Origin of the sequence: Streptomyces sp. NPDC059248, from assembly GCF_042753905.1 — a bacterium.
Lineage (GTDB): Bacteria > Actinomycetota > Actinomycetes > Streptomycetales > Streptomycetaceae > Streptomyces.
On sequence record NZ_JBHYZV010000086.1, the window covers coordinates 1 to 19855 of the forward strand.

The window sequence follows — 19855 nt, forward strand, 5'->3', positions numbered from 1 at the left end:
GAATAGAGCATGACAAATGGGTCCTTCGCGTCCGAGCAGTCCCCGTCGCGGCGGGGGTTGGGGAAGGGGGTGGTGCGATCAGGACGGAAGGAGCGGAGGACCCCGGCGGGTCACGGCCCGCAGTAAGAGGAGGGACGCGGGGAGGCGTACGCGACGCTCCCGCGCGCGCTGCGGGCGGACGACCCGCGGTACCGGGGTGGTGTACGCGCCGCGCAGCACGGTCCAGGCGAAGCGGAGGCGGTCACCGGCGAAGAGGTCCAGTGCCAGGGCCAGTTGGGCGAGGGCGCGTTCCCCGCGCCAGAGCCACCAGCCGCAGACCGCGCCCGCCACGGCGTGCGCGGCGGTCATGGTGGAGAACAGTCCGGGCAGCAGGGCGGCGGGGTCGACGACCCCGGACGCGGGGCCCGGCGCGGACGCGTGGTGGGCGGGCTTACCGCCGCCCGGCGCCCCGTGGGGGAAGAGTCCGAAGAGGAGGTGCAGCGCGGCCTGGGTGAGCGCGCTGACGGAGACGACGGCCCCGGCGGAACGTTCCTTTCGGGTGAGGTGCCAGGCGAGCAGGCAGACCGGGGGTACGGCGACGGCGTAGGAGGTGGGGGGTGGTGAGGTGCCGGAGGCGAGCGTGTGCCCGGCCCCGGACACCACGACGCACACCGCGGCGAGTACCGCGGTGTGGGCGAGGCGGAGTGCGGATCCGGCTCCCATGCGGCTCATGGTGCCAGCGTGACGGGCGCCTGAGGGAGTACCGGCCGATCCGTGGATGTCGAGCCATCAGATGCTTTGCCATGACTTCACACCCTGTGACGCACATCACAATTCGAGCCGGGGAACTCGTCCCGCCCGCCGGCCGACCACTGGAGGACAGTCCTCCGTCAGCCCTCAGTAAGGAGCGGACACGATGCAGCCCCCCAAGGAGCGCACGGACCCCGACTCCGCCCCCGAGCTGGCGCGGACCCCGGAACCGGGCGGCGCCGTGGCGGAATCCGCGCCGCCGTGCGCCGGAGCGGGAGGGGAGGACGGCGGCGGCGAAAGAGCCGAAGGCGACCGTACCGTTCCCGCGTCCCGGCCCCCGTCCGACTCCGATTCCGGGGCGGAGTCCGGGGCCGTGTGTGCCGCGACCGCCGCCGGGAAAGCCTGTCCCAACGCCCCCGGCGCGGCCCGCCCCGCCGCCGGGTCGTCGCGGATCACCCTCCGCTCCGATCTGCGCGCGGCCTGGCTCGACGGTCTGATCGCCCTCGTCATCACCGGCGCGCTGTTCGCCCTGATCTGGGTGCGGATGGAATCCCGTGCCTCGGACACCGCGACCGTCATGCCCTTCATGGCCGACGACCCCGGCGCCTTCTGGATCTACTTCCTGAGCCAGGCGTTCGGCTGGTCGGCGCTGCTGTGGGCGTGGGGGACCGTCATCCTGGGCCTGCTCGTCTCCGGCGCCCGGCCCTCGTGGTTCCCCCTGAGCGGCCCCCGCCTCACCCGGCTCCACCGCACCACCAGCCTCAATACGATCGCCCTGATCGCCGCCCACGCCCTCCTCTTCTTCGCCGAGCTGATCCGGCACGACAAGGACGCCTGGTACGGGGCGGCCTGGACGGCGTTCGTCGAGTCCTTCGTGCCCGGCGGCTACGAATCCGGCACCGGCCGGATCGCCATCCCCATCGGCCAGGCCGCTCTCTATCTCGCGATTCCGCTCGGTCTGCTGTTCTACGTACGCCACCGCATCGGCCCGAAGACCTGGCGGGTCCTCCACCGCTTCGTCATCGTCGTCTACGTCCTCAGCGTCTGGCACACCCTGCTGTACGGCACCAACGTCTGGTACGACGGCTGGTTCCGCACCACCGTCTGGCTGTTCCAACTCCCCATCGCCGCACTTCTCCTGGTCCGGCTCCTCAGTCCGGCGCGCCGCTCCGAACGCCTCCCCGCGCTCTCGGCGACCGCGCCCGCCGCCCGCCCCCTGTGGACGCTGCGGGCGGGTGGCCGGATCGCGGCGGCGGCGATCGTCGCCGTGATCCTGGTCGTGGTGTTCACCGGGCGGGACGGCGGACGCGAGGAGCCCCCGGCGGACACCTCGTCGACGCATCAGCACGACTGAAGCCGTTCCGGCGGCCTACCGTGAGGGTCATGCCGCATACAGCCGCACTCCTCGTCATCGATGTCCAGAACGCCATGGTGTCGGTCGCCCACCGCCCCGGCCGCACCCTCGCCGTGATCGCCGGGCTGCGTGAACGCGCCGCCGCCGCGGGTGTGCCGGTGGTGACCGTGCAGCACCGCGGCGACGGACTGGAGCCCGGGTCCGAACTGTGGCGGGTCGCCCCGGAAGTCGCCCCGGGGGACGGCGAGCCCGTCGTCCACAAGACCGGCGCCGACAGCTTCCTCGGGACCGAACTGGACGACGTCCTGCGGAAGCTGGGCGTCACGGAGGTCGTCGTCACCGGGTTCGCGACCGAGATCTGTGTCGACACCGCGGCCCGCCAGGCGCTCAGCCACGGCTACGACCTGCTGCTCGTCGCCGACGGCCATATGACGTCCGGGCGGCCCGAGGGCTCTCCGTACGCCGCCCCGGACGCGTCCATAGCCCACCACAACGAGATCTTCCGGACGATCCGCTACCCGGGGCGCTCCGTACGCGTCCTGCCCGCCGCCGATATCGACTTCACGGCGCCGGACGAATCCACCCGGTGGCCGGAGGTCCGGTAACGAGGTCCGGCCCGGCCGGGGGCGGTCGCCCGGCCGGGCCGTGACGGCACACCGGCCAGGGTCGGCGGCGCGCCGTGTCCACTGGCCGGGAGCGCCGGGCCGTCCGACGTTGTCCTGGCGTCCCCCGTTGCCCAGCCGCCATGAACACGTCGTACGCCCCGGCGCTCCTCCTCGACCGCCCGGCACCATGCGGAGACGGGGGTCGTCGTCACCGTCGATCCCGCGTGACCGGCGGCGGCGACGTCGCCGGCGTACGACCTCATACTGACCCGGCGGCCGGCCGGTGTCCTTGACCATGCGTGCACGGGACTTGTCGTTCCGCGCAAGGGAGGGGGCCGCTCAGCCGCCGGACCCCCCGGGCGCCAGCCGCTTGAACATATGGACGTCCTCCGCCCCGCCCGGGAAACCCAGGGTGCGGCCCGTCTCCCGATAGCCGTGGCGCTGGTAGAACCCCGGCGCCTGGAAGCTGAACGACGAGACGCACGCCCGGTCGCAGCCACGGGCGCGGGCCTCCTCCTCGGCGGCGAGCAGGAGCTTGCCGCCCCAGCCGTCGCGGCGGCTCGCCGCGCGGATCCACACCATCTCGATGCCGAAGAGACCGCCCCACGTCCAGCCGGTCAGCCCGCCGACCAACTCGCCGGCCTCGTCGACGATCTTCACCGAGAGGCTGGTCTGGTCGGCCGCCGTGGTGCCCGTTGCGGGGAAGTTGACCTCGTCGAGGCCGTCCGACAGCGCCTTGCTCAGCCCGGCGTCCCGGTGGCCGACGCTGAGGACCGCGCCCGCCTCGTGATGATCATGTGACATGGCGCGAAGTCTTCCATGCCGGATCCGAAAATGCCGATGAGTATGCGGGGTGCTGAAGGTCATGATGTATACCGGCGTCCCTGGTGGCCGCCTCCACCCGTCCTTCACCATCCTTCGTATCGGAGGCTTTCATGACCGAGAGTGCGCAGCCCAAGGGCCCCGCGTTCTACTTTCCCGCGATCGAGAAGAAGTACGGACGGCCCGTCGCCGCATGGCAGGAGCTGATCCGGTCCTCGCCGCTCACCAAGCACATGGAGCTGGTGGCGTGGCTGAAATCCGAGCACGGTCTCGGGCACGGCCACGCCAACGCCCTCGTCGCGCACACGCTGAAGGAGGACGCGGACGCGGCGGGGAAGTAGCGGCCACCGGGAGGCACCGCGGGAGACGCCGCGGGAGGCGTCGCGGGAGGCGCCGGACGGACTATCCGGCGACGGCGGTCACCGGCTCCGCACCCAGGACCCGCGCCACCGACCCCGTCGCCAGGTAGTTCGCCACCAGATGGAAGTCGAAGGCGTGGATCCGCTCCGTGACGTCCTCGTCCACCCCGAGGAACCGCCGTGCCACCCCGCCCCTGGGCACCGCCACCAGATCACCGGTGTCGGCGATGTTCACCCAGCGGCGGACCACCGGCGGCCGGGCGCCGACGCCGTCGGCGGAGGGCGCCGGGTCGAGACGGTGAAAGACGGCGTGCGGGAGCGCGAGCGGTGAGCCCAGGGTCAGCAGCAGATCCACCGGCTCCCCGCCCTCGTCCCCGTACCGCCACAACGCCTCGTACGCCACCACCGAACCGAGCGAGTGGGCGATCACGACCCGGGGCGCCCGCTCCCGCAGCGCCCCCAGGACGACATCGCGCGCCGCCGTCCTGCGCCGGGCCCCGTTCGCCGCCGAGAAATAGGCGCCGACCTCTTTGAAGAGGCGGGCCACAAAGGTCTCCACCCGATCCGGCGGGAGCAGGTCCCGGTTCGCGATCCAGCTCAGGGCCTGCCGGAACGGCCAGGCCGTCAGACCCATCGGCGGTTCGGCGGGCAGCCCCTGCTCGTCGAGCCAGGCCCGCAGCAACTCCTCGGCCTCGGCGTCGAGATCGTCGAGCGTCACCGCGCCGACGCTCTGGCCGCCCGCCTCCTGGAGCAGATCCGCGTAGTACGCCACCGTCAGCTCGTACGCCTCCGCCGCCGCGCCCAGCGGGCCGCGCCCCAGATGGCGCCGCCACACCCCGGCGAGCTGCTCCGCTGCCACGTCCGGCTCGACGCCCTCCCGATGGTTTCCGACCCCGTGCACGCCCAGTACCCGCATCCCGGATCCGCCCCTCTCGTACGGTGGTTGCGCGTCCGGGTCCGCCCCGGTCGGGCGGGCCCCGACGACCCGTGGGGGAGCATGTGCCCGGCGATCCGCCGCTGTCCAGGGGTGTCCGTGCGGCTCGCCCTCAGCCCTCGTCTAGGACCTTCCGCAGCCGGACGGCGAACGGCTCGGGGGCGTCGACGAAGCCCGTGTGGCCGCCGGGGAACGCCGTCGGCTCGATGCCGAGTTCCCGCGCCAGCGCCCGGGTCGTACGGTCGCACAACTCCCCGCCGGAGTCGTCCCCGATGCCGAGCACGATCCGGCAGGGGGCGGCGCGCAGGGCGGCCGGGTCGGGCGACCAGTACGTGGAGCCGCGCATCTCGTGGGCGAACCAGCGCCGCTCGACGGCCACCTGCTCCGGGTCGCGGTCGCCGCCGAACATCTCCGCGACCACCGGGTCCGGGATGCCGATGTTCGCCTGGGCGAAGAACTGCCGCCACGCTCCGAGGACATCGCCGTCCAGATAGGTCGCGATCAGCTTCTCCGTCCCGGCCCGCAGCTCGTCCCGGTCCGGCAGAAGATCGATCAGCGGCGGCTCGTGGGCGATCACCGTCCGTACGGCGGCGGGTCGGTGGCGGGCGAGCGCCAGGGCCGTGACGGCGCCGCCGCTGGAACCCAGCACCACGGCCGGGCCGCCGCCGACATGGGCGATCAGCCGGGCCAGGTCGTCGGCCCGCAGCTCGGGCGTCGACTCCTGCTCCGGGTCGTCCAGCACACTCCGTTTGATCCCGCGCGGGTCGGTGGTGAGGACCGTGTGGTCGGCGGCGAGCAGTTCGGCGAACGGGGCGAAGGCGTCGGCGTCCATGGGCGCCCCGACGAGCGCGATCAGCGGGCCCCGCCCCCGTCCCCGTACCTCGTAGTGCAGCCGGGCGCCGGGGACCTCAAGGGTGCCGGTGGTGACGGGGGTGCTGTCGGGCATGGGTCCTCCAGATGCGGGAACAGCTGTTCGGCGGTACGGAGGGGTAGACCGCGGGCGGGCCGGGAACTCATCGCTCCGGGGCGGTGATCATCCGGTGATAACCCGGCGGCCCGCGGTCAGGGCCGCTCGTCCGGGGCCGTACCACCGTCCCCAAGACGGCGGTCGCGCCGCTATGTTGGGCGATGGTACGAATCCGACGGTACGAATCCGTCGCCCGCCGCCGAGACTCGCCCGCCCGAGGAGAACGAGGAGAACGATGCGCGAGGTTTCCCGCTTCCGGCTGTCGGACGGCGGTGTCGTGAACATGGAGGTCGACGCGGACGACTCCGTCGATCTCGCCTACCGGGGCCCCTCCGGATACGAGGCCAGGACACCCTTCTCGCACACCATGCGCACCATCGGGCAGGCCGTCTCGGAGGCCGTGGAGAGCCTGGTGCAGGGGCCCGGGCGGCGACCGCGCGAACTCTCCATCGAGTTCAACGTCAGGCTGAGCGCGGAGGCGGGCGCGACGGTCGTCGCCAACGCGGACGACGGGCACTTCCGGATCAAGGCGGTGTGGGACTCCCCGGAGGAGCGGCGGGGCGGGAGCGGCGTGGACGTCCTCCGGGACGAATTCGAGGAGCCGGGGTACGCGCGGCGGGAACGCGAACTCCGCCGCCGTATCCAGGAGGAACGCATCCGTGAGCACAGCGCCTATCCGGACCGCGGTTCCGAGGAGCAGTAACCCGGCGGCCCTCCGTTTCCCATGACCACCACCTCCGACGAGGCACTGCCGCCGGACGGCGCGCCGGACCCCGCCCCGGCCGCGCCGGACCCCGCCCCCAACACCGCCCTCGTGCTCGCCGTCGGCGACTTCCGGCATACGGCCACCGTCGACCCGGACGCCGAGGTGCCGCTGGAGGGCGCCGACGGCTACGCCCGGCTCGACTTCGCCCGCGCCCGCGCCGACGCCGTCGGCGCGTCCCTCACCGGACTCGGCTACCGCCTCCACGGCGGCGGTGTGCTCGCCGACCCCACCCGGACGGCCGCCCGCGACACCCTCGACGACGTCGTCGCCGGCGGCGACCCCGACGGCGGACTCGTCGTCCATGTCATCAGCCACGGCTGGACCGACCCCACCGGCGCCCTTCGGATCGCCCTCGCGGACAGCAAGCCCAACGAGGGCCTCAACGTCGAGTCCTGGCTCCAGGACCTGGAGGCTTCGCGGCGGTCCGCCGCGCTCGTCCTCCTCGACGTCTGCCACGCGGGAGCCGCCGTCCGCTGGCAGCGGGAGAACTGGGCCACCTGGATCGACGGGTTGCGCGCCGGGTCCCGGGGCGCCTCGGCCCGCCGGGCCTGGGTACTGGCGGCGGCGGCCGCGAAGGAGAAGGCGTACGGCGGCAGGTTCAGCGCCGCCGTCGCCCTCGTACTCGACCGGCTGCGCACCACCGGACTCGACACCGACGCGTCGCTGGAGTACGTACCGCTGTCGCTGGTCACCCGGGAGATACGCACGACGTTCGACGCGCTGCGACGGGCCGAGGAAGCTCAGGACCAGCACATCGAGAGCACCCCGATCGCCCTCGGCGACGAACCGTCGCTCCGGCTGTTCCGCAATCCCCGGTACGCGCCCACGATGCTCGCCCGGCTCCGGCTGGCGGCCGAGGAGTCGCTGCGCAGCTTCCTCGCCGAACTGGACCCGGTACTCGACGCCCACCACTACATCACCCGCGCCTTTGGCGGCACTTCCTCCGAGACGTCCGTCAAGACCTGCCTGTTCAGCGGGCGTACGGCGGAGCTGGAGACGCTGACACCATGGGTGGACGGCGAGGGCGAGGAGAGCCTCGCCGTGGTCACCGGCGGCCCCGGCACCGGCAAGTCCGCCCTGCTCGGGCTGCTGGTCTGCGCCGCCCACCCCGAGCTGCGGGACGAGCTGTTCCAGCGGCTGCCGGGGATCCGGCTCCCGGGGCGCGGGCGGGCCTTCACCGCCGTCCACGCCCGGGGCCGGGACGCGGGCCGCCTCGCGACCTCGATCGCCCGCCAGCTCAGGCTCTCCTCCGTACCGCCGGGGGGTCTGACCCCGGCCGAGCTGGTACGGCGGCTGACCGGGGCCGCGGAACACAAGAGCGGCCCGGTACCCACCGTCGTCGTGGACGCGCTGGACGAGGCGCTCGACCCGGGCGAACTCGTCGAGGTGCTGCTGCTGCCGCTGGCCAGGACCCGGGTGGTGGTACGCGGCCGGGGCGGCCCCCGGCCGATCTGCCGGCTGCTCGTCGGCACCCGCACCACGGACTCCGTCCCCCGTATCGTCGAGGACGCCGACGCCCACGGCCTGCTCGTGAACCTGGACGACGCCGACCCGGCCGTACTCCGCGCCGATGTCGCCGGATTCGTCCGCCGCCATCTGGAGCTGTCGCCGCTGTACGACTCCGGAGGCCAGTCGGCGCTGCGGGAGCGGCTCGCCACGGAACTCGCCACCGCCCTGACCCCCGACGAGCCCCCCGACGGCGGCGCTCCCGGCCCGTATCTGCTGGCCCGGCTCTATCTCCACCAGCTGCTCGCCGCCGCCGCGCCCGTCGCGCCCGACCAGGTCACGGCCGTGGTCGAGCGCGCCCCGCGCACGATCGTCGACATGCTCAAGCTGGAACTCGATCGACTGGACGACCCGTTCGCCCGGCCCCTGCTGGTCGCGCTCGCCCATGCCGCGCACCCCGGGATGCCCGCGACGCTGATCCGTGCCGTGGCCACCGCGTTCATCCGGGCCTGGGATCGGGGCTCGTACCCAACGGAACCGGACGGCCCGCTCACCGAACCGGAACCCGACCCCGGTCCGGAGCCGGAAGGGCCCACGGCGGAGCAGACGGCCGCCACCCTGGACCGGCTCGTGTTCTATCTGCGCCGCACCGCCGACCCCGAAGGCCCCACCCTCTACCGGCTGTTCCACCAGCAACTGGTCGACCAGCTCAGCAGGAACAGCGTCGGCGCCGCCCGTACCGTCCTCGACGGACTGCTCGCCCCCCTGCGCTCCTCGTCCTACGCGCACGTCCGTTGGGAGCTGGCCCTGCCGTACCACGTGCGCCACATCCTCGACCACGCGGAAACGGCCGGGCGGGCGGACGACCTCATCGCCGACCCCGGTTTCCTCGTCCACACGGGCCCGTCGTTCCTGGCGATGGAGTACGCGCGGGGCGAAACGGCCCGCGAACTGGCCGCCGTCTACCGGATGTCGGGCATCCGGCACGCCGCCGTGGACGCCACCGGCCGCCGTACCCTCCTCGCGATCGACGCGGTGCGCTCGGGCCGCGCCGGACTCCTTCCCCTGCTCGGCGGCGGCGCTGCGGACGGCTGGAGACCGCTGTGGGCATCGGGTTCGGCCGGTGAGGAGGCCCCGGCGACGGTGCTGCGGGGCGGGCCGGGACCTGTGCGGTGGGTGGTGATCCGGCCCGCGGAGCGATGGGGGCGTACGGAAGTCCTCTCGGGCACCTCCGGCGGTGCCATGGCCCGCTGGGACCTGGCCGGCGGTCAGCGGTTCCCGGCGGAAGCCGGGGCGTCCGAGCGGCGCACGCCCTTGACCGAGCGGGTCACGGATCCGCTCGCCGAGCTGCTGCCGCGCGGTTCGGCCGGCGGGTCGGGCCACGAATACCTCCGCCCGGACGGGCGGAAACTGACGATCCACGGTCGCGGCATCACCCGGCCGCTGGAGTTCCGGATCGACGGCCCGGAGCGGATCCTGAGGGTCGAGGACGTCCGGGACGCGACGCCCGAGCAGTACGGCTCCCCACTCGTCGCCATCGCCTGCGGCTCCCTGGTGCGCCCCCATCTGAAGCTGATCGATCTGGACTCCGACGAACTGGTGGTGGCGTCCTCCCGAGGCCGGATCATGGGCCCGGTCCGGTCGATGGCCCTGTACGCCCTCCGGCCGGGGCGCGCCGTGGTCGCCGTCCGCACCATTCGCGGCACGGTCGTCGTCTGGACCGTCGACACCACCGGCGACCTCCCCTACGAGGAACTGACCGCGGTCCGGGACCCGGACACGGGACGCGTCGACGACTCCGGGCCGCTGGCCCTGCTGCCCGACCGGGACGGCGACCCGGTGCTGGCCGTCGCCCACGGCCCGGCCGTCACCCTCCACCCCCTGCGCGACAGCGGCGACCGGCCCGTACGGGTGCTCGGCGGCGGCAACCGCTCGGTGACCGCCCTCGCCCCCGCCGTCTCCGACGGCCGCCGGCTGCTCGCGGGCGGCGGCGCGGACGGTGTCGTACGCGTCTGGGATCTCGACACCCCGCCCGCCCCCGACTCCGGTGCCCGCCACCCCGGCCCGGTCACGGCCCTGGCGACCGGATCGATCCGGGGCCGCCGGGTCGTCGTCGCCGCCGCGCAGGGCGAGGTGTGGATCCGCGATCTGGCGACCGGCCGCACCCTGCGACGGCTGGCGACCGGCCGACCCGGGCTCTCCGCCCTCGCCGTCGTCCGGGTCGCCCGGCGGCCCGTCCTCGTCGCGGCGGACACCGACTGGCACCTCCGGCTCTGGGACCTCGAAAGCGGCGAACCTTCGGACCACACCCTCCACATCGGCGCGGGCCGGGTGACGGCGCTCGCCACCGGACGGCTCGACGGGCGGCCCGTCGTCGCGGCGGGCAGCCACGAGACGGTGGCGATCTGGGACCCGGCGACCGGCGCCCTCGTCGGCGAACACCCCACGGCGCACCGGGAGATGGTCTCCGGCCTGGCGTTCGTCCCCGGTACGCCGTATCTCGTCTCCACCGGCTGGGACCGGACGATCCGCTTCTGGCAGCTCACGGAGGACGCCCTCGTCCTCCGGTCGACGGCCTCGGCCCCCGCGCCGGTCACCTGCGTCACCGTGACCGAAGGGTACGGCGCGCCGTTGGCGCTGACCGGCGACAGCACGGGCGGGATCAGGGTCTGGGACGCGGTCACGGGGTTGGCGTCGGTGGTCCGGATGCCCGGACACCGGGGCGCGCCCCGGCGGATCGTCACCGGCCGGTACGCGGGCCAGCCGGCCGTCTTCTCCCTCGGCTTCGACCACACCCTCCGCGTCTGGCACCGGCCCACCGGCCGCCCCCTCGCCCTGCTCGACCTCCCCGACGGGGCGACCGACCTGGCCTGGGCCTCCCCGGGGCTGCTGGCGGTCGCGGTGGACCGGGACGTGGTGCTGCTGGGCGACGGCGGGTACGGCCGATACGGCGGGTACGGCGGGTACGGCTGATACGGCGGGTACGGCGGTTTCGACAGGGCCCGTCAGCCGGGCTGACCCGGCGGTCCGGCCGGTTCGTCCAGCCGGTCGGTCCGGCCCGGCGCCTCCACCGGTTTCCCCGCGCCGGTCTCCACCGGGTCCCGAGCCGAAGCCCCCCGTACCGTCAGCGACCGCACCTGACGGCTGCACAGGGCCGCCGCCGTCGCCGCCGTGGTGAGCGCGACACCGCCCAGCAGCGTGGCCCGCGTCCCGTACTCCTCCGCCAGCGGGCCCGCGACCATCTCGCCGATCGGCAGCGCGAGAAGGGAGCCCAGGATGTCGTACGAGTACACCCGCGCGAGACGGTCCTGCGGCACGTTCTCCTGGAGGGACAGATCCCAGGCCACCCCGAACTGCTCGATCGCCATCCCGTTGACGAACATCGCCGCCATCAGCAGCGCCACCGGTGCCGCATCGGCGAGGGCGATCAGGGGAAGGGCGTCGAGGGCGATCACCGCGACCCCGATCCGCAGCATATGGCGGGAGCGGGAGCGGGCGACTATGAAGCCGCCGACGAACGCCCCGGCCATCTGGGTGGCCAGCACGAAGCCCCAGGCCGTACGGCCGAAGGTGTCGTCCGCGATCGCCGGCCCGAGGACCTGGATACCGCCGGACATCACCGCGTTGACCACGAAGAACTGGCAGACCACCACCCATACCCAGGTCCGGGACGTGAACTCGGTCCAGCCCTCGCGCAGTTCCTTCAGCGGACGGGCCGGGGGCGGCGGCGCGTCGTCGCCGGGGAGCCGGGGGCGCCGGGGGACCCGTACACCGTGGTACGCGACCGCCGCCAGCAGGAACACCAGCGCGTTGAGCGCCATACCCCAGCCGGAACCGGCGAGCGACGCCAGCATCCCGCCGAGGGACGCGCCCGTGATCACCCCGAGGTTGGCGCCCATCCGCATGACCGCGTTCGAGCCGCGCAGCATGCCCTTCGGCGCGATCTGGGGGACCAGTGCCGAGGTCGCGGGCAGGGACACCGCCGCCATCGCGCCGTTGAGGACGCTCAGGGTGACCAGCAGCCCCATCGACGACATGCCGAGCAGCAGGCCGACCGCGACGGCGGCCTGGGCGAGCGCGGCGCCGACGCTCGCGCCCTGGAGGATCACGGCCCTCGGGAGGCGGTCCGCGAGCAGCCCGCCGAAGAGGACGAGCAGGACATTGGCGAGGGAGCGGGCGCCGACCACCAGGCCCAGCATCACGGCGGAACCCGTGAGATCGAGGACGGCGAAGGCGAGGAGGACCGGGGCCATGGCGTTGGCCAGCTGGGTCGTGGTCCGCCCGGCGACGAGATGGCGGAACGAGCGGTCCCGCAACGGGGCGAACAGGGCCCCTTTGGCGATGGCGCGCCCGCTCACCGGACCTCCCCGGGCCCGGCGCCGACCCCGGTGCCGTCCCTGTCGCCAGGCCCGGGATCCGCCTCCTCCGTCATACGGAACATCAGCACCGTCGCACTCATCCGTACCGCCCCCTCCGTCCCCGGCGGCAGCGCCTCCTCGTGCACGATCCGGCCGAGTTCGGCCGCGAGCGCGCGGGCCCGCTCCCAGGTCCCGGTGCCGACGGTCAACTCGGCGTCCGTGACATCGCCCGGTACCCCCGGCAGCCGTTCGCCGCTGCGCCGCACCATCTCCGCGGCGAGGGCGGCCGCCACGGCGACATGGTCGTCCGGCGAGCCGTCGGGCAGGGCGGCGCCGCTGTCCACCGGGTGCCGGTACCGCTTCGCGCGTCCGCCGCGAATATTGGTCTCCTCGGCCAGTTCGAGGAGCCCGGCATCGTGCAGTTGTCGTATGTGGTAGCTGATGTTCGCCTGGGACTCACCGAGTCGGCGGGCCGCCTCGGCGCTGCTCAGGGGCGAACCGGTGAGAAGGGAGAGGAGCCGGAGGCGCAGGGGGTGCGCGAGGGCGCGGTAGCCGCGGAGATCGGCGGGCTTTCGGTGCTCGGCATCGTGCTCGGCGTCGACCATGGCGAGCAGTCTCCGCCGCCCCGCCCCGACCGTCAAACAGTTATTTGGAGGTCGGGCGGGATCGGGTCGGCGGCCGTCCGCTCCGGGCTCGCCCGCCGTATCGCCGTCCCGCGCGCCGCGTCATAAGGGTGCAAAGTAGACGATATAACCTCGCGCCATGACCTGGTTCCGCGCGCTGAGGGACACCGCGCGCTCCGGACTCGCCGTCGACCGCTCCGGGTTCGAACCCCTCCTCGCGCTCCGGGGCGCCCTCGGTCTCGCCGTCGTCGTCGGGGGCACACTCGCCCTCTTCGGCCCGCTGGCCGCCGTCAGTTCGGCGTTCGGGGCGTTCCAGGCCGTGATCGCGACCTTCCAGCGGAGCTGGCGCCCCCGGCCCGTGCTCGCCCTCGCCTCCGGCGGATCGCTCGCCGTCTCCACCTTCGTCGGCTATCTCACGGTCGGTCATCTGGTGCTGTTCACGGCCCTGATCGCGGTCTGGACCCTGGCGTCGGGTCTCGCCTGGGCACTCGGGCCGACCGTCGGCATCATCGCCTCGTCCAATGTGGCGATCATGCTGGTCACGATCACCCTGCCGACCTCCGTCGCCACCGCCGCAGGTCACGCCGCGGTGATCGCCGCGGGCGGGGTCGTCCAGGCGGCGCTGATCGTACTGCTGCCGGTACGGCCCTGGGGCGCGCAGCGCGACGCCCTGGCCGACGCGCTCGCCGCCGAGGCGGACTACGCCCGCAGGCTGCGGCGCGACCCGACCGCCGCCTTCGATCCTGCCCCGCTGATGCTGGCCCGCAGCGCCGCCGCCGTCAGCCCCCGGCAGGCCCGCCGCCGCCCCGCCGAACTGCACGGCGCGCGCGGGATCGCCGAGCGGCTGCGGCCCGTGCTCGCGTCGCTGGCCGACCCCGCGTTCGGGGTACCCGACGAGGGTCCGGCGCGGGAGCGCGTACGGGAGTTGCTGGCCGCCGCCGCGACCGTGCTCGACGCCGCGGCGCAGGCCGTACGGCACGGTGAACCGCCCCGTCTCGCCGCGCCCGCGCTCGCCGCCCTCCGCACCCCCGACACCGGCGCGATCCTCACCGGACCACCGCGCCGGGCCGCACTCCGTCTTGCCGCGCTCCTTGCCGACGTCACCGAGACCGCGCGCGGCGAGGGCGGCGAGGCGGGGTTCCGGGACCGGCCGTCCCTGCTGCGACTGCTGCCCGGCGCCGCCCGTACCGTACGGGCCGAACTGCGGCGCGGCTCACCCGTACTGCGGCACGCCGTCCGGGTCTCGACGGTCGTCGTCGCGAGCTATCTGGCGGGCACGGCCCTGCCGCTCGGCCACGGCTACTGGGCGCCGATGACCGCCGTGATGGTGATGCGGCCCGACTTCTCGCAGACGTACGGCCGCTCCGTCGCCCGCTTCGGCGGCACACTGATCGGCGTCGCCGTCGCGACGGCCCTGGTGGAGACCCTCGACCCGGGTCCCTACGCGGCCGCGGCCCTCGCGGTACTCGCCGCCTTCGGTACGTATCTCGTGCTGCGCACCGGGTACGCGGCGGCCAATGTCGGGATCTCCGCCTATGTCGTCTGTCTGCTGTGGATGGGCGGTGAGGAAGCCGGCCAGACCGTGCCGGAGCGGATCGTCCTCACCCTGATCGGCGGGCTGCTGGCGATGCTCTCGTACGCCCTCTACCCGGCGTGGGAGACCCCCCGGCTCCGCAACCGGCTCGCGGACTGGCTGCTGGCGGACTGCCGGTACGCCGCCGCCGTGGTCGACCACTACGCCGACCCGACCGAACCGGAGGCCGCGGAACGGGAGATCCGGGAGGCGCTGCTGGCCGCCCGGGACGCCCGGATCGCCTGGCGGGACGCGCTGGCGCGGGCCGCGGACGAGCCCGTACGGAGCCGGGGCCTCTCGCACGCCGCGGCCGACGCCGCCGGGGAGGCACTCGGGGAGATCGGCCGCGGCGCGATGCTGCTGGAGGCCCATCTGCCCGCGCACGGCGACGCGCCGGTCCCGGGCGCGGCGAAGCTGGCCGAGGCGCTGCGGGCCGACGCGGAGCGCGCGGCACGGGCGGTCCGGGAGCGGCGGCGGCCCGAATGGGGGCGGGTCCGGGAGGCGCTGACGCGCTGGGAGGACGCCCACGACGTCCTCGAACCCGGCGCCGCCCTGATCGGCGACGCGCTCACCGAACTCGCCGACGCGCTACCGCCGAAGGGGGAACGATCACGGTGATAAGAGCCACCCCCGCGCGGCGCGGCCGGGCACGATCCGGGTGGACGCGATCCGGCCGGACGGGATCCGGGCGGGCGCGTATCGCGCCCCGGCGGCGCCCGGCGCACCCGGCTTCCGGGCGACCGACCGGACTGTTACGTGAAATCGGGAGCCTGACAGCCCCCTTACGCGTCTTCCCTGTGTACGAGGGATTCGGTCCGTACGGATCCGGGCCGCGGCCGTGGGACGGCCGGCCGCGACCGGAACGCACTTCACCTGCGTAACCGGAACACCACCCCGCGTGCACGTGCATATGCCCGTGCGAACGCTCATGCATTCGCACGTGAAACACAGCTATGATCCCCGACTGTTGACACATGCACCTTGTACTTCGGGAGCTACTCGTGCACCACGCGTACAACGGCATGGCGGCCGCGGAGCTTCACGGGGTCGTCTGGCAGAAGAGCAGGCACAGCAATTCCCAGGGTTCCTGCGTGGAATTCGCCAAGCTGCCGGGAGGGAGGGTGGCGGTCCGCAATTCCCGGTTTCCGGACGGACCGGCGCTCGTCTACACGCCCGCGGAGATCGAGGCGATGCTCCTGGGCGTGAAGGACGGCGAGTTCGACCATCTCGTCGCGGAGAGCTGACGCCCGCCCGCGGACACGGCCCGGTCCGGGCCGCGGTCACCCCCGCGGCCCCGGACGCCCCCGGGACTCCGGACGCCACCGGGAAAGAACGGGGAAGGACGGGAACGAGCACCGCCACGGGAACGAGCACCGCCACGGGAACGGGAACGGGAACGGGAGCGGGCACCATCACAGGATCGGGCGCCGTCACGGGAACGGGTCCGCCCTCGGGCGGACCCGTTCCCCCTGGCCGGGAGGCGCGCCCCCAACGCGCTCAGCCCGGCCCCGCGCCGCTCAAGCCAGCCTGAACAGCGCCCACACGACCTTGCCGTGCAGCGCTCCGGCGAGCGGATGCCATCCCCAGCTGTCGGCATAGGCGTCGACCAGGAAGAGTCCCCGACCGGATTCGGCCGTTCCGTCGGGGTCGGGAAAGGGACTGTCGAACCCCTCGACGTCGTCGAGTTCCTCAAGCCGGTCCAAGGTGCCCATCCGGGTCGGACCGCTCCGTGTGCTGCCCCCCGAACCGGTACCGCTGTCGTGTCCGGGTCCGCCGTACGCCCCCGGGCGCACGGCGGCGCCCGAGCCGGGGCCCTGCGCGCTGGGGTCGCGTACCGCCACCACGAGCCGGCCGGTCCAGCGCATCAGATGCAGCCGTACCGGCGGCAGACAGGTCTCCCGCGCCGGTTCGTCCGGCAGGGCGTGCCGCAGCGCGTTGGTGACCAACTCGGAGACGACCAGGGCGACATCGTCGAAATGGTCGTGGAGATCCCAGCCCTTGAGGGTCGACCCGGTGAACTGGCGCGCCCCGCGCACCGCCTCGTAGCGGGCGGAGAGCGAGCAGGCTGCCGAGCCGAGCGCGCTCGCGGGATCCATGGGTGGAGGCCCCTGCCTCAAAGGCTCGAGCATGGTCGATCCATTCGTCCCCATGCGAGGCACTCCCGGGAATCGCGGCTGTGACGCTTCAGTGACGTTTCAACACGAACGGGCACGCAGGTGCGCGGGGACCATGGTTCCCAATGCGTAGGGCAGATGCAAGGGCAGATGCACGTGCACGTGGGCCTCCTGTCCCTTCTTGTTGGGATTGCGGTGGATATCTTCCTCTCATCTGTTTCATGGTCTCCCCAAGTGCTTCCCATTTCCGTAACCGGGTGAGTACGGGCCGGAGTGTTTTGGTGGCAGAATCCGGCACTTGGAGTCCGGGGGTACTCCACGCTGTGGTGAAGAACCTGTAGAGATGGAGCTACGGGGAACAGGCCGGAGCACCGGAACCGAGGAGCCGGGGCTGCCGGCACGTCGTGCGACAGGACGGACAGAGGGATGGGGAGGGTCGAGTCGTGACCGCAGGTGAGTCCTGGGTTCAGGGCCCGGGTGGCGGATCCGTGGTGCGGCGCATCCTGCTGGGTTCACAGCTGCGGCGGCTGCGGGAGTCGCGCGGCATCACCCGTGAGGCGGCCGGCTACTCGATCCGCGCATCGGAGTCGAAGATCAGCCGCATGGAGTTGGGTCGTGTGAGTTTCAAGGCGAGGGACGTCGAGGACCTGCTGACGCTCTACGGAGTAACCGACGAGACCGAGCGGGAGGCGCTGCTCGGACTGGTCAAAGAGGCCAATATCGCGGGCTGGTGGCAACGGTACGGCGACGTACTGCCCGGCTGGTTCCAGACATATATCGGTCTGGAGGCCGCCGCCTCCCTCATCCGCATCTACGAGGTGCAGTTCGTCCACGGACTGCTCCAGACGGAGGCGTACGCCCACGCCGTCGTCGTCCGGGGCGGTGCCCCCGATGTCACCCCGGCCGATGTGGAGCGCCGGGTCGCCCTGCGTCTGGAACGCCAGAAGGTGCTGGTCTCCGAGCGCGCCCCGCACGTCCACGCCGTGCTCGACGAGGCGGCGCTGCGCCGCCCCTACGGCGACCGGGCGGTGATGCAGGGCCAGTTGAGGCATCTGATCGAGATCTCGGAGATGCCGAACGTCACCCTCCAGGTGATGCCCTTCAGCTTCGGCGGCCACTCGGGCGAGAGCGGCGCCTTCGCCATGCTCCGCTTCCCGGAGTCGGACCTCTCCGACATCGTCTATCTGGAGCAGCTCACCAGCGCCCTCTACATCGACAAGGGCGAAGAGGTGCTCCATTACGAGAAGGCGATGAAGCGCCTCCAGCAGGACAGCCCCGACCCGGTCGAGAGCCGGGACATCCTGCGGGGACTCCTGCAACTGACCTGAGGTCCGCGCGGATCGCGACGGCCGTTCCGCCCGGCCGTCCGGCAGCTGTCCCGCGACCTCGACGACGGCCCCCGGCCGCCGCACCGGCCCGGGGTCTTCTCCCCGTATGCCTTCCCCCGTATGCCTTCCCCGTGTCCCGGCGGCGCGTCCGCCGTGCGTCCCGAACCCTTGTCCGGCACAGTTTTTACTGCCGTGGTCTACACCAACTCCGGTAAAGCGACCGTATAGTGACGTGACATCAGCGACACGACCACTCATGCGCTCCCGGGGCACCCGAGGCTAAGGAATCGGATCACCATGTCCTTGTTCACCGAGCTCGCCCATCAGTACATCGACGGCGAGTGGAGGCCCGGGAGCGGCTCCTGGGACATCATCGATTTCAACCCGTTCAACGGGGAGAAGCTGGCTTCCATTCCGGTCGCCACCGCCGTCGAGGTGGACCAGGCGTACCGGGCCGCGGAACGGGCGCAGCCCGCCTGGGCGGAGACCAATCCCTATGCCCGTCGTGCCGTCTTCGAGAACGCCCTGCGCATCATCGAGGACCGCGAGGCCGAGATCACCGAGGCCATCATCGCCGAGCTCGGCGGGACGCATATCAAGGCCGGTTTCGAACTCCATCTCGCCAAGGAGTTCCTGCGCGAGGCGATCCAGTTGTCGCTCCGCCCCGAGGGCCGGATCCTGCCCTCCCCGGTGGACGGCAAGGAGAACCGCGTCTACCGCCTCCCGGTCGGGGTCGTCGGGGTCATCAGCCCTTTCAACTTCCCGTTCCTGCTCTCCATCAAGTCCGTCGCCCCGTCGCTCGCGCTCGGTAACGCCGTCGTCCTCAAGCCCCACCAGAACACGCCGATCTGCGGCGGCTCCCTGGTCGGCAAGGTCTTCGAGGACGCCGGGCTGCCGCCGGGGCTGCTCAATGTGGTGATCACCGATATCGCGGAGATCGGCGACGCGCTGATCGAACACCCGGTGCCCAAGGCGATCTCCTTCACCGGCTCGGACAAGGTCGGCCGGCATGTGGCCACGGTCTGCGCCGCCAACTTCAAGCGGGCCATCCTCGAACTCGGCGGCAACAGCGCCCTGATCGTGCTGGAGGACGCGGACATCGACTACGCGGTCGACGCGGCGGTCTTCAGCCGCTTCGTCCACCAGGGCCAGGTCTGTATGGCCGCCAACCGGGTCCTGGTCGACCGGAAGGTCGAGAAGGAGTTCACCGAGAAGTTCGTGGCCAAGGTGCGGACGCTCAAGGTCGGAGACCCGGCCGACCCGGCCACCCATATCGGCCCGCTGATCAACTCCCGGCAGGCGGACGCCGTCACGACCCTGGTCGACCAGACCGTGGAGGCGGGCGCGACGGCGCTGCTGCGCGGCGGCTCGGACGGCAATCTGGTCGAGCCCTCCGTACTGACCGGCCTCGCCACCGACTCCCCGGTCCTGGGCCAGGAGATCTTCGGCCCGGTGGCGCTGATCGTCCCCTTCGACGGGGAGGACGAGGCGGTCCGGATCGCCAACGACACCCCCTACGGCCTCAGCGGCGCGGTCCACACCGCCGATCTGGAACGCGGGGTCTCCGTCGCCAAGCGGATCAACACCGGGATGATCCACATCAATGACTCCACGGTCCACGACGAGCCGATCGTGCCGTTCGGCGGCGAGAAGCACTCCGGCAGCGGACGGCTGAACGGCGAGTCGATGATCGAGGCGTTCACCACCCAGAAATGGATCTCGGTCCAGCACGGCCGCTCCCGGTTCCCCTTCTGAGCGCGCTGCGCCCGAGGGCCGTCGTCACACGGCACTCCCACGGGTCGATGAGGACAGCTGCTGTCCTCATCGGCCCGTAGCGTTTGCGGTGTCGGACGGAGGGGGCGAGCCTCTCCTTGAAA

16 protein-coding genes are annotated in these 19855 nt (G+C 72.7%); 9 read left to right on the forward strand and 7 right to left on the reverse strand.

The window, feature by feature from the left end:
* Window positions 1–78: 78 nt before the first annotated feature.
* Window positions 79–711, reverse strand: coding sequence for a hypothetical protein (locus tag ACFXG1_RS28010; protein ID WP_384720352.1), 633 nt, complete (start codon window positions 709–711; stop codon window positions 79–81).
* Window positions 712–895: 184 nt separating this feature from the next.
* Between ACFXG1_RS28010 and ACFXG1_RS28015 the strand changes: the two genes are divergently transcribed.
* Window positions 896–2083 (forward strand): ferric reductase-like transmembrane domain-containing protein, encoded by a 1188-nt coding sequence (locus ACFXG1_RS28015; protein WP_384720354.1) that lies wholly within the window; start codon window positions 896–898, stop codon window positions 2081–2083.
* A 29-nt stretch (window positions 2084–2112) separates the two neighbouring features.
* Window positions 2113–2688 carry an isochorismatase family protein gene (locus ACFXG1_RS28020; RefSeq protein WP_384720356.1) on the forward strand — a complete coding sequence of 192 codons (576 nt, stop codon included), beginning with the start codon at window positions 2113–2115 and terminating at the stop codon, window positions 2686–2688.
* 339 nt (window positions 2689–3027) lie between these two features.
* Here the strand turns inward: ACFXG1_RS28020 and ACFXG1_RS28025 are convergent, their stop codons facing one another.
* On the reverse strand, window positions 3028–3492 hold the full coding sequence (locus ACFXG1_RS28025) for a GNAT family N-acetyltransferase (protein WP_384720174.1): 465 nt from the start codon (window positions 3490–3492) through the stop codon (window positions 3028–3030).
* Window positions 3493–3623: 131 nt separating this feature from the next.
* Here ACFXG1_RS28025 and ACFXG1_RS28030 point away from each other — a divergent pair, with 131 nt between their 5' ends.
* Entirely contained in the window at window positions 3624–3851 is a 228-nt protein-coding gene (locus ACFXG1_RS28030; protein ID WP_384720171.1) for a DUF4287 domain-containing protein, read from the forward strand.
* A gap of 61 nt (window positions 3852–3912) precedes the next feature.
* Here ACFXG1_RS28030 and ACFXG1_RS28035 read toward each other — a convergent pair whose 3' ends face one another.
* Complete coding sequence (locus tag ACFXG1_RS28035; protein WP_384745055.1) at window positions 3913–4728, reverse strand: hypothetical protein; 816 nt, start codon at window positions 4726–4728, stop codon at window positions 3913–3915.
* A 187-nt stretch (window positions 4729–4915) separates the two neighbouring features.
* Window positions 4916–5749, reverse strand: coding sequence for an alpha/beta fold hydrolase (locus tag ACFXG1_RS28040; RefSeq protein ID WP_384720167.1), 834 nt, complete (start codon window positions 5747–5749; stop codon window positions 4916–4918).
* A gap of 256 nt (window positions 5750–6005) precedes the next feature.
* Here ACFXG1_RS28040 and ACFXG1_RS28045 point away from each other — a divergent pair, with 256 nt between their 5' ends.
* Together ACFXG1_RS28045 and ACFXG1_RS28050 are read left to right on the forward strand one after the other, a co-directional pair.
* On the forward strand, window positions 6006–6473 hold the full coding sequence (locus tag ACFXG1_RS28045) for a CU044_2847 family protein (RefSeq protein ID WP_384720165.1): 468 nt from the start codon (window positions 6006–6008) through the stop codon (window positions 6471–6473).
* A 21-nt stretch (window positions 6474–6494) separates the two neighbouring features.
* Window positions 6495–10955 (forward strand): hypothetical protein, encoded by a 4461-nt coding sequence (locus ACFXG1_RS28050; protein WP_384745058.1) that lies wholly within the window; start codon window positions 6495–6497, stop codon window positions 10953–10955.
* Window positions 10956–10987: 32 nt separating this feature from the next.
* On the opposite strand, the gene ACFXG1_RS28055 is transcribed toward ACFXG1_RS28050, so the two are convergent.
* Together ACFXG1_RS28055 and ACFXG1_RS28060 are read right to left on the reverse strand one after the other, a co-directional pair.
* Window positions 10988–12340: an MFS transporter gene (locus ACFXG1_RS28055; protein ID WP_384718542.1), complete on the reverse strand. Its 1353-nt coding sequence runs from the start codon at window positions 12338–12340 to the stop codon at window positions 10988–10990.
* Entirely contained in the window at window positions 12337–12945 is a 609-nt protein-coding gene (locus ACFXG1_RS28060; RefSeq protein WP_384718544.1) for a helix-turn-helix domain-containing protein, read from the reverse strand. Before ACFXG1_RS28060 ends, ACFXG1_RS28055 begins: the two co-directional genes overlap by 4 nt.
* A gap of 157 nt (window positions 12946–13102) precedes the next feature.
* Between ACFXG1_RS28060 and ACFXG1_RS28065 the strand changes: the two genes are divergently transcribed.
* A complete protein-coding gene (locus tag ACFXG1_RS28065) occupies window positions 13103–15154 on the forward strand; it encodes an FUSC family protein (protein WP_384745060.1) in 2052 nt (683 codons plus the stop codon).
* A gap of 383 nt (window positions 15155–15537) precedes the next feature.
* Window positions 15538–15780, forward strand: coding sequence for a DUF397 domain-containing protein (locus ACFXG1_RS28070; protein ID WP_384722624.1), 243 nt, complete (start codon window positions 15538–15540; stop codon window positions 15778–15780).
* A gap of 273 nt (window positions 15781–16053) precedes the next feature.
* On the opposite strand, the gene ACFXG1_RS28075 is transcribed toward ACFXG1_RS28070, so the two are convergent.
* Complete coding sequence (locus ACFXG1_RS28075; protein ID WP_384711284.1) at window positions 16054–16686, reverse strand: ATP-binding protein; 633 nt, start codon at window positions 16684–16686, stop codon at window positions 16054–16056.
* Window positions 16687–17093: 407 nt separating this feature from the next.
* On the opposite strand from ACFXG1_RS28075, the gene ACFXG1_RS28080 reads away from it, so the two are divergent.
* Both ACFXG1_RS28080 and ACFXG1_RS28085 read left to right on the forward strand, forming a co-directional pair.
* Window positions 17094–17978, forward strand: a complete 885-nt coding sequence (locus ACFXG1_RS28080) for a helix-turn-helix domain-containing protein (protein ID WP_384711287.1) — start codon at window positions 17094–17096, stop codon at window positions 17976–17978.
* A gap of 297 nt (window positions 17979–18275) precedes the next feature.
* A complete protein-coding gene (locus tag ACFXG1_RS28085) occupies window positions 18276–19733 on the forward strand; it encodes an aldehyde dehydrogenase family protein (RefSeq protein ID WP_384711291.1) in 1458 nt (485 codons plus the stop codon).
* Window positions 19734–19855 lie beyond the last annotated feature (122 nt).